This is a genomic window from Allokutzneria oryzae, assembly GCF_042429765.1.
GTDB classification, from domain to species: Bacteria; Actinomycetota; Actinomycetes; order Mycobacteriales; family Pseudonocardiaceae; genus Allokutzneria; species Allokutzneria oryzae.
In genome coordinates, this window is sequence record NZ_JBHLZU010000009.1 from 118,513 (window position 1) to 135,770 (window position 17,258).

Below are 17,258 nucleotides of genomic sequence, written 5' to 3' on the forward strand. Positions count from 1 at the left end.
GAATCGTCCAGGCGACTCGGTCGATTCGGCCATCCCGTCGGCCGGGTGCCCGGTCATAGCGTTGTCGCATGTCACAGGGTGCGTCAACGCTGGTCCTCCCCGCCCGTCCCGCCGCAGCGGCGGGGGACGGCGTCGCCGCGTGGCGGGAGGCGGTGACGATCGACAGCTACCTCCCGGAGGCTCCCGACCGGTACCCGGCCTACCTCGATCGGCGCGTCTACCAAGGCTCCTCCGGGCGGGTGTACCCGCTGCCGTTCCACGACCGGATCAGCTCGGTGAAGGCCCCGGCGCGGTGGGACGCGGTGCACCTGGAGAACCGCTGGCTGCGGGTGATGGTGCTGCCGGAGCTCGGCGGGCGCGTCCACGTCGCCCACGACCGCACGCGGGACTACGACTTCTTCTACCGCAACCCGGTGATCAAACCCGCTCTCGTCGGCCTGACCGGTCCGTGGGCCTCCGGCGGGGTCGAGTTCAACTGGCCGCAGCACCATCGCCCCGCCACGTTCCTGCCGACCGATGTCGAGATCGAGCACGAGCCCGATGGCGCCGTCACCGTGTGGTGCTCCGACCACGACCCCTTCGACCGGATGAAGGGGATGCACGGCGTCCGGGTGCGGCCCGACAGCGCTGTCGTGGAGTTGCGGGTGAGGCTGTACAACCGTGGCGAGCGGACCAGGACGTTCTTGTGGTGGACCAATATCGCCGCGCGAGCGGATCAGAACTACCAGTCGTTCTTCCCCCGGGACGTGCGGGTGGTCGCCGATCACGCCAAGCGCGCGACGACCGCGTATCCCGCTGCGGACCGGGCGTACTACGGGGTCGACTATCCGGCCCGGCACGACGAGGTCGGCACGGTTGCCGGCGGCGTGCGGGTCCACGGAGACCGCCTTGACTGGTACCGCAACATCCCGGTGCCGACCTCGTACATGTGCGTTGGCAGCAGGGAAGCGTTCTTCGGCGGCTACGACCACGCGGCCAGAGCCGGGTTCGTGCACGTCGCCGATCGGCAGCTCGCTGTCGGGAAGAAGCAGTGGACGTGGGGCGCTTCGGAGTTCGGTGACGCGTGGGGCCGCAATCTGACCGACGACGGTTCGGCCTACGTCGAACTGATGGCCGGGGTCTTCACCGACAACCAGCCGGACTTCTCCTTCATCGCGCCCGGAGAGACGAAGGTGTTCTCCCAGTTCTGGTATCCGATCCAGGAGATCGGTCCGGCGCACGCGGCGACCGTGGACGCCGCGGCGCGGGTGGACGTCGAGGGGACCAGCGCGCGCGTCGGGGTGGCGGTGACGGCGGAACGCCCTGGATGCCGCTTGCTGCTCGTTGACGCCGCCGGGACCGAGGTCGCTGACGTACGAGCCGACATCGCGCCGGGCAAGCCCTTCCAGGAGAGCATCCCGCTGACGCGGGTCGTTGACGGACTCGTGCTGCACGTCTTCCACGGTGATGAACTGCTGGTGTCGTGGGATTCCATCGTTCCCGACGACGAGGGCGGCCTCACCACGCCGGCACGCGAGCCGGCCAAGCCCGAGGACGTGCCGACCGTGGAGGAGCTGGCCGTGATCGGCGCTCACCTCGATCAGTACCGGCACGCGACGCGCTCGCCGGAGCCGTACTGGCGCGAGGCGTTGCGCCGCGACCCCGGGCATGTCGCGGCCAACGTCGGGCTCGCTGGGCGGGCGTACCAGCGCGGTGACTTCGCCGAGGCGGAGAGGCTGTTGCGGGTCGCGGTTTCCCGGCTGACGACGCTGAACCCCAACCCGGTCGACACGACCGCGCTGTATCTCCTCGGGCTCGTGCTGGAGCGACAGGGCCGGGCTGATGAGGCATACGACGTCTACGGTGCCAGCTCCTGGGCGCGTGCGTGGCGGGCACCGGCGGGGTACCGGATGGCACGCATCGACGCCGCACACGGCCGGAACGGCGAGGCGCTTGGCAGGCTCCAGGACGTGCTGCGCACCGAGCCGGAGCACCTGCAAGCCCGCGCGCTCCGGGTGATCGTGCTGCGCCGGACCGGAGAAACCCGTCAAGCGGCGGAACTCGCCGAAGCCACCCACGCTCTTGACCCTCTCGACTGGTGGACGCGCGATCTGCTCGGCCTGCCGCTCACCACGGACGCGCAGACCTGCCTTGACGTCGCGCTGGAGTACATCGGAGTTGGCGAGCACGACGCGGCGCTGCGGGTGCTCGACGTCGCCCGCGAGCAGGAGCGTTCTCGCGCGATCGGGCAGACCGCGGCCGGGCCGTTGCTGGAGTACTACCGGGCCGAGGTCCTGCGCGAGCTGGGCAGGGACGGCGATGCACGCGAAGCCGTTGGCAAGGCACAAGGTCTGGACGCGACGTGGTGCTTTCCGTCGCGGTTGGACGACGCGTTGACGGTGGAGCGTGCGGCAAGCGCCGACGACACGGACGCACGGGCTCGCGCGTTGCTCGGACACTGGCTCTACGCCAATGGGCGCCCTGGCGACGCTTGTGCGGCCTGGAATGACTCAGTCGCACTGGATTCGACCGATCCCGTTGTGTGGCGCAACTTGGGGCTGGCGGCCTTCAACCACCTCAGCGACGCCAACCAGGCGTGTGCGGCCTACGACTCCGCGCTCGCCGTCGCGGGCGATGACGCCAGGCTGCTGTTCGAGCGCGACCAGCTCGACGCGAGACGCGGCGTGCCGCCCGAGCAGCGGTTGAACTCGCTCCTGCGCAACCGCGCGCTCGTTGAGACACGGGACGACGCCACCCTTGAGCTTGCCCACCTGCTGCTCACCGCCGACCGGCTCGACGAGGCCCGCGCACTGCTGCTTGGTCGCACTTTCCAACCGTGGGAGGGCGGCGAGGGGGACGTACTGCGCGCGTGGGATCGGTTGTGCCGCTTGCAGTCCACAGTGGACGAAGCGTTGGAGCCACCGGAGTCTCTCAGCGAGGCAAGGCATCCGCTCGCGAGCACCGCGCAGCTGCACCTGATCCGTGGTGACGCGCTGGCCTCGGAGGGAGAGCAGGCGGCAGCCGTGGCGGCGTGGGAGCTGGCCGCCGTGCAGCAGGGTGACTTCCTGGGGATGAGCACTCAGCCCTACTCCGAGGCGACGTTCTTCTCCGTGCTCGCGCTACGCAGGCTCGGCCGCGCTGACGAAGCCGACCGGCTCACCGAGGAACTGCGCGCCTTCTGCGACACGGTGGAGGCGACTCCGGCAACCGTGGACTACTTCGCGACCTCGCTGCCGTCGATGCTGTTGTTCACCGAAGACCTGGCTGCCGTCCAACGAAACCGTGTCGCGTTCCTGAGGGCACAGCTCGACGTCCTCACTGGACAGCACGCGCGGGCTGGCGAGCGGTTGACCGCCTTGCTGGCTGAGGACCCGCACCACATCGACGCGCTGGACCTGGCCCGTTCTCTCCGGAATCCGACGCGGTGACGGCGTCCATGCGCCGTCACCGCGCGCCACAACCCTTATGGCTCAGGGACATCCGCGACGGTTCCCGTAGCCGCCGCCGTAGCGTAGAGCGCGAGGCGTTCGGCCATCGGGGTCCCGGGGCGATGGGCTCGCAGCCCGGTGCCGCCCCGCTGCCACGGCGCCGGGCCGGTCAGCGGACGGAACTCGACTCCGGCCGCCGCGAGCCGGTCGAGGTGCCGGGGCAGCCGCTGCCGGAGATCCGGAGTCCGCGTGCCCCAAGCGACTTCCGCGAAGGCGCACGTTCGCGGGTACAGCAGGTAGTCGACCAGTCGCGGGTCTTCGACGAACTCGGTCCACATCTGGCACTGGACCCCGCGCACGCGCGCACGTTCGGCGTCGGACCAGTCCTGCGGGATCGGCTCCCAGGAAACGACGTCGTCGAGGGTGACCGGGCCGCCGATCGCGAGCGGCTCGTCGGGGTGGGCCTCCTGGTAGTAGTCGAAGTAGGTGGGCATGACCGGCGCGAGCACGACGTCGTGACCGGCTGCCGCCGCCCGGCGGGCGACCTCCGCGCCACGCCACGCCGTGACGAGCGTGGCGGTCGATCCCGCGTCGGCGGCGGTTCCTTGCGCGGCGAAGCTGTCGTCCCAGGTGATCGGTGTCTTGCCGTGTTCAGCCAGCATCTGCCGCACTTCGGTCATGAGGGCGGCGAAGATCTCGGCGCTCCCGGAGAGCCCGCGACTGCCAGCGAACGCGCGCACCACCGGGTCGTCGTCCCACGCGCGCAGAACCGACTCGTCGCCTCCCACGTGCACGTAAGGGGAAGGGAACAGCGGGAGCAGCTCGTCGAGCAGGAGGCGCAGGAACTCCAGGGACCGCTCCGACGGCGCCAGGAGTGCGTCGTGCACGCCCCAGTTCGTGTGCACAGGGCGGTCGCGCTCGGGCGGGGAGCCGAACTCGGGGTAGGCGGCCAGCAACGCGCCGGTGTGGCCGGGAACGCCGATCTCCGGGATGACCGTGATCGCGCGGTCCGCCGCGTAGGCGACGATCTCGGCGACGTCGTCGCGGGTGTAGTAGCCGCCGTGTGGCGTCCCGTCGAGGACGACCTCGTCGGAGTAGTGGCTGACCTGGCTCGTCGTCCGCCAGCTCCCGACCTCGTGCAGGCGCGGGAACCGAAGGCTCTCCACCCGCCAGCCCTGGTCGTCGCTGAGGTGCAGGTGCAGGGTGTTCAGCTTGTGCGCGCTCATCAGGTCGATGTGGCGCAGCACCTCCCGCTTGGGCAGGAAGTGCCGGGCGACGTCGAGCAACATTCCGCGCCAGCCGAATCCTGGGCTGTCCTCGACGCGGATGACCGGCACGATCCACGGGGTGTTCGCAGGCGCGGCCTGCCGGTAAGCGGCGTCGGGAAGGAGCTGACGCAGCGTCTGCACGGCGTACACGACACCGGAGACGTCCGTCGCGGTGATGGCCACCCCGGCTTCGGTCACGTCGAGCACGTAGCCCTCGGCAGCGGTCACGCCCGACCGCAGCAGCACGCGCACTACCGCGGCCCCGTCGACAACCCTGCTGGTCACAGGCAGCAGCGCGAGCGCTCGCAGGACCGCGGCCCGTTCCTCTTCCGGCACGTCCAGGTGCACCGGGAGCTCGGCGGGGAGCCGGGTCACCCCCGCGCCGAGCACCGCCGAGAGCGGCTGGGGAACGAGGTGTGCCGCCCGCTCCCGCGCGTCGTTGTCGTGGCCCGTCGAGACCATGTTCGTCGCCTCCCAGCTGCGTCAAGCATGCGTGTACATGTTTCTTTCTGTTCATTAGGTGTCTAGAATGAGCATATCTTGCTCATTTGGTGACCGCTATGCGCACAAACGAACGTCAACCACCACGAGAGGATGCCGATGGCCGACAGTGCGGGCTACGTCCCGATCGCCGAGGTTGTCTGTGCGCCTTCCCGGGCGCGCGTCTTTGAGCAGGGCTGGCAGTCCTGGAGTCCCACCGGCGGCTACCCCGGCGACGCGACCTCGCCCCGGCCGTCCTCGGCGCAGATCGCGGCCAGCTGCTTCCGCTTCGACCGGCCGATGCCGGAGTCCGGCTTCCAGGGCGAGGGGCTGATCGTGATCGACCCGGGCGACGGCGGCCCGGTGCGTTCGTGGGCCGCGGTGGACCACACCGCCGAGGTCCCCTCCATCCGCGTGCGGGCTCACGGGGACCGGCTCGTCGTCTCCAGCCTCGGCGCCGTCCGGGAAACCCAGCACGCCGACCTCCCGGGCGCGCTCGTCGCGTGGGCGGAGGAGGTGGCGGCCAGCGGTGGCGTGACCGAGGTCCGTCCGCTCGGTCCCGGCTGGAGCAGTTGGTACGGGCACTGGAACAAGGTCACCGAGCAGGACATCGCCGACACCCTGGCGCACGCGGAGCGGCTGGAGCTGCCGCTGGAGATCATCCAGCTCGACGACGGGTACCAGCGCGCGATCGGGGACTGGCTCGACATCCGGCCCGGCTTCGGATCCCTTGCAGGAGTGGCGGAACGCGTCGCCGACACGGGACGGCGCGCGGGCATCTGGCTGACGCCGTTCTTCGTCGCCTCCGACAGCCAGGTCGCGACCGAGCACCCGGACTGGCTGGTGCGCGGCACGCCCGCGATGCGCGAGTGGAACAGCGACATCGCGGTGCTCGACGTGACGCACCCGGGCGCGGCCGAGCACCTCGCCGGGGTGTTCCGTTCCCTCGTCTCCACCGGGTTCTCGTTCTTCAAGATCGACTACATCTACGCGGGCGCACACCCCGGCGGGCGGTACGCCGACGTGTCGGGGCACGACGCCTACGTGGCGGGGATGCGGATCATCCGCGACGCCGTCGGACCGGACTCGACCGTTCTCGGCTGCGGCGCGCCGATGCTGCCCAGCGTCGGCCTCGTCGACGCCATGCGGGTCAGCCCGGACACGGCTGCCGTCGTCCACCACAACTCCGGCGACGTCAGCCAGCCCTCGCAGCACGGCGCTCGGCTGGCCGGGGCCGCGCGGGAGTTCATGCACGGCCGGTTGTGGGTCAACGACCCCGACTGCCTGATGGTGGCTCCACGCGTGCAGGACCGCGCCGGATGGGCCGACCACGTCGCTTCCAGCGGTGGCTGGAGGTGCTCGAGCGACCGCCTCGCCGACCTCGACGAGTGGGGGGTCGCTCGCACACGCGAGCTGCTCACGCCGTCGACCGGCCCGGCCTGACCCAGAGCACCTCTTCGGAAGGGAGTCCGCCATGGCTCAGGCCCTCACGGTGCCGACCCCGCCCGCGTCGGCACGGCCGGTACCGCCGCGAGGACGTCGGCGGCGAACGTGGGAAACACTGACCGCGTACGCCTTCGTGGCCCCGAGCCTGTTCGGCGTCCTCGCGTTCCTGTTGCTGCCGGTGCTGATCGTCGCCGGGCTGAGCCTGTTCGACTGGAAGCTGCTGGCCGCGCCGGAGTTCGTCGGGCTGGCGAACTACGAGCGGCTCTTCGCCGACGGCGGCATCGGCCACTCGCTGCTGGTGACCGTCGCCTACGTGGTCCTGACGATCCCGGTGCAGACCGTGCTGGCCATGCTGCTCGCGCTGCTGCTCAACCAGCGGGTGCGCGGCGTGAAGATCTTCCGGGCGATGTTCGTCCTGCCCTGGATGGCGACGCCGGTGGTGATGGGCCTGGTGTGGGGCTGGATCTTCGACCCGGCCAACGGGGCGGTCAACTCCTTCCTGGCGGTCTTCGGGATCGACGGGCCGAGCTGGCTGTCCTCGCCGAGCCTCGCGCTGCCCGCGGTGGCGGCGACCCAGGTGTGGCAGTTCGCGGGCTACAACATGCTCTTCTTCCTCGCCGGGCTGCAGGCCATCCCGAAGGACTTCTACGAGGCGGCCTCCCTGGACGGGGCGTCACCGGTGCGGCAGTTCTTCTCGATCACGTTGCCGCTGCTGCGCCCGACGCTGTTCTTCGTCCTCGTCACCAACGTGATCGGCTCGTTCCAGGTCTTCGACACCGTCTTCGTGATGACCAACGGCGGCCCCGGGAACAGCACCGAGGTCATCAACTACACGATCTACCAGAGCGCGTTCCGGCAGTTCGAGTTCGGCTACGCGTCCGCCATCGCGATGGTCCTGTTCCTGATCATCCTCGCGGTCACCATGGCGCAGGTCCGGTACTTCAACCGCAACACGACCTACGACCTGAGCTGAGAGGGGCCGACCGTGACGACAACCACCCGGCGACGGCGGCCCGCGCGCCGCGCCGCCCTCTACGCGACGCTGATCACCGGGGCGGCCATGTCGGTCTTCCCGTACTGGCTGATCGTCTCGACCGCGGTGAAACCACGCGGTGAGCTCTTCGAGGCGGCCCCGTGGGCACCGCCGTCCGCACCGACGCTGGAGAACCTCGGCGCGCTGCTGGGCTCCGAGTTCGCGCGCTCCATCCTCAACACCTTCATCTTCGTCACCATCCTCACGGTGGGACAGCTGATCTTCACCACGCTGGCCGCGTATGCCTTCGCGCGGCTGGAGTTCCGGGGCCGCAACGCGCTGTTCTGGCTGTACCTGGCCACCCTCATGGTGCCCAACGTGGTGACCCTGATCCCGCTGTTCCTGATCATGCGCGAGCTGGACCTGGTGAACAGCTGGTACGGACTGGTCGCGCCGTACGTCTTCGGCACGCCGTACGGGATCTTCCTGATGCGCCAGTTCTTCCTCGGCATCCCGCGCGAGATCGAGGAGGCCGCGCGGGTGGACGGCGCGGGGCACCTGACGATCCTGTGGCGGATCATCCTTCCGCTGAGCCGGCCGATCCTGGCCACGCTGGCGATCGTCACGGTGATCTCGTCCTGGAACAACTTCCTGTGGCCGCTGATCATCACCAGCAGCGCGGACACCCGCGTGGTCACCGTCGCGATCGCCGCCCTGCGCTCGGAGATCGGCATCGACTACACCCGGATGATGGCGGGCAGCCTGCTCACGCTGCTGCCGATGCTGCTCGTCTTCGTCTTCTTCCAGCGCTACATCGTCCGGTCGGTCGCCCTGACCGGACTCAAGTGACACGAAGGAGTGTCCCCATGCAGCTCTCGACGTTCCGGCGGAAGACGCTGAGCGCGCTGACGGTCGGCGCGATGGTCGGGCTGGTCGCCGCCTGCGGAGGCGGCACCGGCGACGGCAGGACGACACTGACCTACCGGATCTGGGACGAGCAGCAGCAGAAGGGCTACGAGAAGGTCTTCGAGGCGTTCAAGGCCAAGCACCCCGGCATCGACGTCAAGATCGAGCTGCAGCCCTACGACCAGTACTGGACCAAGCTCGTCACCGAGATGGTCTCCGGCACCGCGCCCGACGTGTTCTGGATGACGCCCGCGAACTTCCCCGAGCTGGCGACACAGGGCGCCTTGATGGACGTCTCCTCCGCCGTGGAGCAGTCCGGCGTCGCCAAGGACAAGTACCACGCCAACGTCGTGGACTCCTTCACCTACAAGGGAAAGATGTACGCCGTACCCAAGGACTGGGGCGTGCCGGGGATGCTCTACAACAAGCAGGTCTTCGCCGAGGCGGGCGTCGAGATGCCGACGGAGCCGCTGACCTGGGCCCCGGACGGGTCCGGAACGTTCCTGCCGCTGATGCGCAGGCTCACCGTCGACGTGAACGGCAAGCACCCCGGCGAACCCGGCTTCGACCAGGGCAAGGTCAAGCGGTGGGGCTTCGCGTCGTGGAACCACTCGGGCACCCAGTGGCTGAACTGGATCCCGAGCAACGGCGGCACGACGATCACCAAGCCCTACGGCACGTTCAACTTCAACGAGCCCGCTTCGGTCGAGGCGTTGCAGTGGGGCGTCGACCTGATCAAGAAGTGGCACGTGTCCCCGCCCGCCGAGCAGACCAACCCACCCGCCGGCCGCCCCACGGAGATGTTCCAGCGCGGTGAGGTCGCCGTCCTCCCGGCCAACAACGCGCTGCTGCCCTTCGTCGCCCCCGGCTCGACGTTCCCGATCGGCACGGCGTCCCTGCCGGCGGGCAAGGCGGGCCGCGTCGTGATCATCAACGGGCTCGGCGAGGCGGTCTACTCCCGCACCAAGCACCCGGAGCAGGCCAGGCAGCTCGCCTCGTTCCTGGCCACCCCGCAGGCGCAGACGATCATGGCGGAGGGCGGCTACGTCTTCCCGGCCATCAACGACCTCGCCCCGCGCTACGTCGAGCACTGGAAGGCCAAGGGCATCGACACCCAGCCGTTCCTGGACGAGGCGCGCGGCAGGACCGTGAACTTCCCGATCGTGTCGGGGTTCGCCGCGGCGGAACCCAAGATCAACCAGATCTTCAACGACATGTACCTCGGATCGGTCCGGGTGCTCGACGCCGCCAACGCGGCCGTCAAACAGGGCAACGCACTGCTCAACCCGGACAAGTGACCGAATCCTGTTGCGGCACAAGGAGGTTTGCCATGCCCGCCGCTCCAAAGAGCCCAGGCCGCCGACGGTGGCGCGAGGCCGCGGTCGCCACGGCCGCGCTGCTGGCCCTCACACCGGCACCGGCCGCGACGGCCGATCCCGCGCCGGGGGTGCCCGTGCAACTGCTGTCGATCACAGACCTGCACGGCTACTTCGGCGAGTACACCACGACCGTGCCCGGCTCGCACGCCGGTGAGCCAGCGAAAACCGTTGGTGGCGGGGCATATCTCGCCTCGCACCTCAAACGCCTGCGCGCGCAGAAGAACTCCGTCCTGTTCTCCGCGGGGGACGACTTCTCCGGCTGGCCCGCCGAGACCGCGTGGTTCTGGAACGAGCCGACGATCGAGTACATGAACATGATCGGCGTCGAGTTCTCCACCGTCGGCAACCACGAGATCGACCGGAAACCGGCTTACCTCAAGCACATGATGGAGGGCACCTGCCAGGGCAGGCCCGACCGTGACCTCTGCTTCACCGACTCGACCGGGACAAGGTTCCGGGGCGCGGACTTCGACTACTACTCCGCGAACGTGGTCAACGACGTCACCGGCCGGCCGCTGGTCGAGCCGTACCACGTGCGGCAGGTCGACGACGGGCGCGGCGGCACGCTCCCGGTCGGCTTCATCCACGCCACCACCACCCACACCCCCAACGAGCAGCTCTCCTACTGGCCGAGCGAACTGAAGTTCCTGCCGGAGGCGCAGACGATCAACCGCTACGCCGAGGAGCTGCGCGGGAGGGGCGTCCAGGCCATTGTCGCCGTTGTGCACGAAGGGTTCTCGCAGGACAGCGGCGCCGGGTACAACGACTGCACCGCGCCGTTCGGCCCGCTCGCCGACATGAACAAGCAGATCAGCCCGGCGGTGGACGCCATCGTCGGCGGGCACTGGCACGCGCTGGTGAACTGCATGCTGCCCGATCCCGCAAGCAACCCCCGCCCGGTGGTCGAAGCGGCCAACCACGGCAGGCTGATCAACGAGATCACCCTGGAGCTGGACCCGGCGACCGGAGATGTCCGCCGTGACCGGACGAAGTCGGTCAGCCACGCCAACACCCGCGACGTCGCACCGGATCCCGAGGTCCAGCGGATGGCGAAGTACTGGAAGGACCGGCTCCCCGCGCGCGGCAACCAGCAGGTCGCCACGGTCACCGGCGACCTCACCCGCACCGCCGGCGCCGACGAGGAGTCCACGCTCGGCAACGTCACCGCCGACGCGTTCCTCTGGGCGGCCAACAAGGACGGACAGGCCGACCTCGCTGTCGCGATGCCGGGAATCCTGTTGCGCGACATACCTTTCGCTCCAAACCCCGGCAACCCCGCCGACGCGCCGGGACGGGTGCTGTTCTCCGAGCTGGTCTTCGGCACGGTCTACGAGAACGGCATCGGCCCGGCCGTCGTGCGCGGAACGGTGACAGGCAAGAAGCTCCACGAGCTGATCGAGAGCCAGTGGCAGCGGGGAACCGACGGAGCCGTCACCTATCGGCACATGGCCGTCTCCGGCAACGTCTCCTACACCTACGACCCCGGCGCCCCGATCGGGCAGCACGTCGACATCAAGAAGATCCGCATCGACAACAAGCCGGTGAAGGCCGACCGCGAGTACCGGATCGCGACCCTGGCCAACAACTTCTTCGCCCGCAACGCCACGCCCGGGTTCACGGCCCTCTTCGATGCCAGGAACCAGGATCGCAGCGTCTACTCCGGCGCGGACGCGTTGTGGAAGTACATGGAGGCGCGGTCGCCGGTCCGGCCGCCCACGCTCGACCGGGTCCGGCCCGCACCTGGCGGCTGACCCGCCGATCTCACCGAAACCGGGACGGAGGTGTCGGCACGTGTTCGCTCATCGAGTCGAACTTGCGGACATAGGTCAACCCCTCCGGGACCTCGACGCTCGTGGTCGAGGTCCATCCCCGGGTCAGCGTGGGCCAGTCGGGCACATCGGGGTGGAAGTGCGGCCGGAACGGCTCGTAGCCGTCGATGAAGGCGGCCGGTTCCGACCTCGCCTGCCACCGGATGTCCGCCGACAGCCGCAGCCGGTCGCTGAGGTTGGGGCGGGCACCGTGCACGGTGAGGCTGGTGAACATCAGCACGTCGCCCTGCCCGAAGTGGGCGCTGCGCCAGTCGTCCACGCCGCTGCCCGCCACCTCGGCGGTGACCCCGCCAGGCCCCTCCGCCCGGGACACACCGAGCACACCGAGCCGGTGCGATCCGGCGAGCACCTCAAGCCCACCGGCGTCGGCGGGGCAGTCCGCGAGCGGAATCCACATGGTCAAGGTGTCGACCGCGCCCTGGATGAGGCGGTAGTCCTGGTGGGCCGGCGTCGGCGTGGCCCGGGGAGTCGGCGCGGTGATGCGGGCGATGTGCATCGGGTGGCAGAAGACCTCCTCACCGAGCAGCCGCTCAGCCAGGCCGCGCAGCTCCTGCCGTTCACTGAGCTCGTGGAAGGACTGCGTCGCCTGCACGGCGGAGTACATGCCGAAGAAGGTGGACTTGCCCTCCTCGACCGCCCGGTCGGATGCCCGGAGCTCGTGCGCCCCGGTGCCAGGGGCCAGCCACCTGCTGTCGCGGAGCACGGCCGCGAGGTCGGCGCGAACGCCGGAGACGTACTCGCCCGGCAGCAGACCGGGGAAGTAGAGGTACCCGTCCTCGGTCATGCGTTCCCGCAGCGCGCCGGTGTCGTCGACGATGTCGCTGGAATCGGTCAACTGGTTCATGTTCTGCCTCCTCGGTGGGGTTTCTTCGGATGCGACTGTAGGAAGGGCCTGGGTACCGTGGACATGGCCGCACCTGCCGATGGCATGACAGATCCTGCTGCTCCCGCTGTCACCACTCCCTCGCCACCCGCTGGTCTGCTCGTCGTCGGCGAGAGCACCTTCACCAAGCGGATCGAGGCGAACCGCCCGACCGGCTCGCCGAGCTGGCTGCTCATGTGGACGACCCGGGGAAGCGGTGTCGTGCACCAGGGAGACTCCGTCCTGACGGCCGGCGCGCGGCAGCTCGTGCTGATCGAACCGGGTGTGCGGCACACCTACGGAGTCGCGCCCGACGCGGAGGAGTGGTCGCTGCTGTGGGCGCATTTCCAGGCGCCACGCGGAAACTGGCTCGGGACGAGTCGCCACTTGGTGCCAGCGGCCAGCGGTGCCGCGGAGGCCATCGAGGACGCCTTCGGCCGCCTGCGCCGTTATGCCCGGCTCACCAGTGATCGCATCCCACCGCCTCCGGCCCACCTCCCGGCCTTCGCGGCCCGGCCGGAACAACAAGCGCTCGCCATGTGCGCGCTCGAAGAGATCGTCCGCCTTGCCGCCCTCGCGGTCACTCCCGGGGCGACGTCGAACCCAGACCCGCGCATCGCCCGCGTCCAGCAACTCATCGCCGAGACCCCGGAAGCCCCGCACACCCTGGTCTCGCTCGCCGCCCACACGGGCCTGTCACCATCGCGTTTCAGCCACCTCTACGCGAGCGCCACCGGCCGCACCCCCATGCAGGAGGTCCGTACCCACCGCCTGCACCGCGCGGCCCAGTTGCTGGCCGGCACGGGCATGTCCGTCGCCGCGGTCGCCAGCACCGTCGGTTACGTCGACCAGTTCCACTTCAGCCGGGCGTTCCGCCGCGAGTTCGGTCTGCCGCCGAGCAGCTATCGGCGGCACGGTGAGGTTCCCGGTTGGGACTGACATGTCCGGGAGTCCCCGAACACTGGCAGATCCTCACCAAAACCATTGCCCGCTACGGACCCGTGGGCCCGCACGGCCGCTTCCACCGTCCTGCCGTTCCCCTCGACGCCGAGTGCGCTCGCTCAATCCCGATGCACGATGGCGACTTGCCCGAACAGCAAGGCTCACTGGGATCCGGTGGCGGGTGCGCACCGGGACACCCCGGCGCGACATGCCGCCGGTGCACGGGTCCTGGACCGTGGCCTGTTGACTGTTGACTGTTCCGACGCTGGCAGCGGGCCGGTGTGTGGCAGCAGGTCTTGACTGCGCTGTAGGTCTTGGCTGGTCGTCGTCAGGTTCCTCTACCTTTGCTCGTGCGTAGCCGCAGGCGCGGTGCGGATGGCAAGACGGCGCGCGCAGGCGAGCAGGACCTGGCCACCGCCCGCGCTCTGTTCACCGCCATCGACGACCACCGCTCCGTCGCCCTCACCGACCTCGCCCACGCGATCGGTGACCCCAGCACCGAGCACGCCCACCTGCAGGCGGCGATCGCCTCGCGGGCCAGCACCGCCGGAGCGGTGACGCCGACCTCGCGCGGCTGCGCGCCCGAGCAAACGCACTCATCCCCCGCCCAGCAGCTCCCGGGCCTGCGCCAGCACGTGGGTCAATCGCTGGCGCAGGCCCGGCGAAGCCGGTCCGCAAGACCGTTCCCCGACTCCGCGTCACAGCCCGACAGCGACCAGGAGCGGAGCCTGAGACCAGTTCAGAATGAGCTGGCGCGTCGACTTTGCCGGTGTGTCAAGCCTTGCCTCGTTGCCCCGGCACTCGGCCAACCGCACCGTCCAGACGCCGAGCACGCATGATGTGCGCGTCCAGCGGCAGGGGGTGTGCATCGACCAGTTCAAAGCCGACGTCGGCCAGCAGGGCGCGGTAGTGGGATTCGGTCCGCTCGCGACCACCGGTGTTGCACAGCATGTGAATGTCCCAGGGGATGGCAAGGGAGTCGGTGTTCCCGGTTTCCGGGAGCAGGCGCTCGATCACCAGCAACTCCGCGTGTGCCGGCATGTTCCGCGCGCACGTGGCCAGGATGGTGTGGCATTGCGCGTCGTCCCAGTCGTGCAGCACGCGGGACAGCAGGTAGACGTCGCCGGTGTTGGGGACCGACTCGGTGAAGTCACCGGGGACCAGCGTGACGCGGTCGGCCACGTCGGCCAGTCGTGACTCGGCGGCGGCCAGGGCGTGCGGGCGGTCCAGCAGTACACCGCGCAGCGTCGGGTTGGCGAACAGGATGCGGGACAGCAGCTCGCCGTTGCCCCCGGCCACGTCGACAACGGTGCGTGCGGCGGAGAAGTCGACGACCCCGGTGACCCCCGCGAACATGGCGTTGCTGGCGGCCATGGACTGGTGGAACAGCTCAGCGAGACCCGGATCGGCTGCCATGTGCGTGAAGTGGTGGGTGCCGAAGACCTTCGCGTAGGACTCCTCTCCGCTGCGGACGGCCTCGGTGAGCGCCGCGAATGACCGGTAGAACGGGCCGCCGTACATCAGCGCGAGTGGTCGCATCGAGTCGGTCATGTCCGACCGCAGCAGCGCACCCAGGTCGGTCAGGCTGTGGCGCTCCCTCGACGTGTGGACGATGCCGAGCGCGGTCAGATAGCGCAACAGCCTGGCCAGGCTCTGCTGGTCGGTGCTGGTGGCCGCGGCGAGGCCGGGGAGGTCGGGGATCGTCCCGAGGTGGTCGAGCAGCCGCAGTTCGGCGGCGGCCGCGATGGCCTGCGTCGCCCAGGCGCCGGTCATCAGGCGCAGCAGTCCGGTGCCGGGGCACGACTCGCGCTGGTGGGTGGCGAGCAACCGCGGGAACCGGCCGGCGCAGATCAGCTCCAGCCGGCGGAAGGCCGGGTCGACGCGCTGCGGATCACGGAAGTAGAGGACGGTGGAGTCCTCGTAGCCGTTGTAACCGCCCCCGTCCGGACGCATGGCGGCGGTGATCGTCGCGCGCAGTCCGCGCAGCAGGACCGGATCGGGCTGCCGCACGGCCAGCGCGATGTGGTTCTCCCTGCCGTGCCGGCGTTCGTCCTCGGCGATGTGCGCCAGTTCCGGTGGCGTCACCATGGCGAAGATCTCCAGTTCGCACGGCCGGCCGGTGCGGTCGGCGACCCGGGCGCGCAGGATGCCGATCGTCAGGTCCGCGGTGGGCACCGCGTACCGGCTGCTCAACCGGTCACGGACGACCACGCTGGGGGTCATCGGGCCGACCTCGATGCCGTGCGGGGCCAGTTCCTCGGGAAGCCCTTCGAAGGTCTCCGGGAAGATGAGCAGCGCGACGTGGTCGATGGTGGCGTACCGCGCCACGGCCGCGCGGTGGTCCTCGTCCAACGACGGAACCGCGGCGGCGAGCACCGACTCGGTGTCGTTGACGCTGAGGAGGGCCATCGCCGCGGTGACGCGGGCAAGGTCAGCCGCGGCGATGGCAGGGATTCTGGTCGATGTCATGGTGGTTTCCTGTTGCTCAGATGCCGAGGTGGCGCTCGGTCGCTCAGATGCCGAGGTAGTGCTCGGCGAAGAAGTTCTGGTGGGCGTGGGAGTCGCGCAGGCTGTTGAGCCGGGCGCGGCGCAGGGCGCGCTGGAACGCGGCGTCCGGGGCGGCTCCGGCCGGGCCGTGCAGGAGGTCGATCATCCAGTGCGAGAACTCCTGCGCCCGCCAGATCCTGGGCAGGCAGGTGCGCGAGTACGCGGCCAGGGCGTGGTCGTCGTCGCGGGTGAGAGCGTCGACAAGGGCGCCGGCCAGCACCTCGGCCTCCATGATCGCCAGGTTGGCGCCCTTGGCGGCCGACGGGCTGATCAGACTGGCCGCGTCGCCCACGAGGAACAGCCGGGCGTGCTGGATGGGGTCGACGATCTCGGAGCGCAGGCGCACGATCCGCCGCTCGGTGATCCGGCCTCGCCGCAGCGGGCCGAACTCCGCGGTCCGCATTCGGGTCTCCAGCGCGGCCCAGGTCCGCTCGTCCGTCCAGGCCGCCGGGTCGTCGTTGGCCGGAACCTGGAGGTAGTAGCGCGTCACCTGGGGGCTGCGCGCCATCTGACCGGCGAACCCGTCGTCGTGGATGGCGTAGGTGACCGCTGCCATGCTCTGCGGGGCTTCGGCGAGAACGGCCAGCCAGGTGATGCCGTGGTCGCGGCCGTGGCGACGTGCCGGGGTCGCGGGGACGGCCAGGCGGGTCACGCCGTTGCTGCCGTCGCAGCCGGCGATGAACCGGCCGGTGGCCTCCCCCGCGCCGTTCGCGTCGCGATAGCCGATCGTGGCGGTCCGGGCGTCGACGTCAGTGACGGTGACGCCGAACCGCAGTTCGCCGCCCCGGTCGAGGTACTCGGCGATCAGGTCGGTGACGAGGTCCTGCTGCGGGTAGACCGTGTGCACCTCGCCCTGGCCGAGCTGGGCGTAGTTCAGCTCGAACTCGCCGTCCTCCGCGCGGAACGCGCAGATGCCGTGTGACCGCCCCTTGTGGAGCATCCCGGCGGCGAGCCCGTGCTCGGTGAGCACTCTGGCGCTGTTCGGGCCGAGGAAACCCGCCCTGGCCCGGGCCTGCGCCTGTTCCCGGCTGGCCCGTTCGACGATGAGGGTGTCGATCCCCTTGGCGCGTAACAGGTTTCCTAACACCAGCCCTGCCGGCCCCGCGCCCACGATGAGCACGGTCGTGTGGTCGACCACTGCCTTCTGGTCCCTTCTCGCCTTGGGCCCGCGTCCGAAGCGGGCTCATGTTCGGCAGCACTGCACCGCAACGGCCAGGGC

The 17,258-nt window shown here is 69.8% G+C and carries 11 protein-coding genes; 7 read left to right on the forward strand and 4 right to left on the reverse strand.

Annotation, left to right across the window (positions count from 1 at the left end):
• Positions 1-68: 68 nt before the first annotated feature.
• Positions 69-3,407, forward strand: a complete 3,339-nt coding sequence (locus ACFFQA_RS10435; RefSeq protein ID WP_377851555.1) for a DUF5107 domain-containing protein — start codon at positions 69-71, stop codon at positions 3,405-3,407.
• Positions 3,408-3,442: 35 nt separating this feature from the next.
• Here ACFFQA_RS10435 and ACFFQA_RS10440 read toward each other — a convergent pair whose 3' ends face one another.
• Positions 3,443-5,137, reverse strand: a complete 1,695-nt coding sequence (locus ACFFQA_RS10440) for a beta-N-acetylhexosaminidase (RefSeq protein WP_377851556.1) — start codon at positions 5,135-5,137, stop codon at positions 3,443-3,445.
• 138 nt (positions 5,138-5,275) lie between these two features.
• Here ACFFQA_RS10440 and ACFFQA_RS10445 point away from each other — a divergent pair, with 138 nt between their 5' ends.
• The 5 genes from ACFFQA_RS10445 to ACFFQA_RS10465 are packed head-to-tail and all read left to right on the forward strand — an operon-like array spanning position 5,276 to position 11,610.
• The gene (locus ACFFQA_RS10445; protein WP_377851557.1) at positions 5,276-6,598 is read left to right on the forward strand and encodes a glycoside hydrolase family 36 protein; all 1,323 of its coding nucleotides are present in this window, start codon (positions 5,276-5,278) and stop codon (positions 6,596-6,598) included.
• A gap of 31 nt (positions 6,599-6,629) precedes the next feature.
• Positions 6,630-7,574: a carbohydrate ABC transporter permease gene (locus ACFFQA_RS10450; RefSeq protein ID WP_377851558.1), complete on the forward strand. Its 945-nt coding sequence runs from the start codon at positions 6,630-6,632 to the stop codon at positions 7,572-7,574.
• Positions 7,575-7,586: 12 nt separating this feature from the next.
• Positions 7,587-8,423, forward strand: coding sequence for a carbohydrate ABC transporter permease (locus tag ACFFQA_RS10455; protein ID WP_377851559.1), 837 nt, complete (start codon positions 7,587-7,589; stop codon positions 8,421-8,423).
• Between the two features lie 17 nt (positions 8,424-8,440).
• The gene (locus tag ACFFQA_RS10460; protein WP_377851560.1) at positions 8,441-9,778 is read left to right on the forward strand and encodes an ABC transporter substrate-binding protein; all 1,338 of its coding nucleotides are present in this window, start codon (positions 8,441-8,443) and stop codon (positions 9,776-9,778) included.
• Positions 9,779-9,810: 32 nt separating this feature from the next.
• A complete protein-coding gene (locus tag ACFFQA_RS10465) occupies positions 9,811-11,610 on the forward strand; it encodes a bifunctional metallophosphatase/5'-nucleotidase (RefSeq protein WP_377851561.1) in 1,800 nt (599 codons plus the stop codon).
• A gap of 10 nt (positions 11,611-11,620) precedes the next feature.
• On the opposite strand, the gene ACFFQA_RS10470 is transcribed toward ACFFQA_RS10465, so the two are convergent.
• On the reverse strand, positions 11,621-12,532 hold the full coding sequence (locus ACFFQA_RS10470) for a phytanoyl-CoA dioxygenase family protein (RefSeq protein WP_377851562.1): 912 nt from the start codon (positions 12,530-12,532) through the stop codon (positions 11,621-11,623).
• Positions 12,533-12,616: 84 nt separating this feature from the next.
• Between ACFFQA_RS10470 and ACFFQA_RS10475 the strand changes: the two genes are divergently transcribed.
• Positions 12,617-13,489 (forward strand): helix-turn-helix domain-containing protein, encoded by an 873-nt coding sequence (locus tag ACFFQA_RS10475; RefSeq protein ID WP_377851563.1) that lies wholly within the window; start codon positions 12,617-12,619, stop codon positions 13,487-13,489.
• Positions 13,490-14,266: 777 nt separating this feature from the next.
• Here the strand turns inward: ACFFQA_RS10475 and ACFFQA_RS10480 are convergent.
• Positions 14,267-15,961 carry a methyltransferase gene (locus tag ACFFQA_RS10480; RefSeq protein WP_377851564.1) on the reverse strand — a complete coding sequence of 565 codons (1,695 nt, stop codon included), beginning with the start codon at positions 15,959-15,961 and terminating at the stop codon, positions 14,267-14,269.
• A gap of 43 nt (positions 15,962-16,004) precedes the next feature.
• Positions 16,005-17,177 (reverse strand): 4-hydroxybenzoate 3-monooxygenase, encoded by a 1,173-nt coding sequence (locus ACFFQA_RS10485; protein ID WP_377851565.1) that lies wholly within the window; start codon positions 17,175-17,177, stop codon positions 16,005-16,007.
• Between the last annotated feature and the right edge of the window lie 81 nt (positions 17,178-17,258).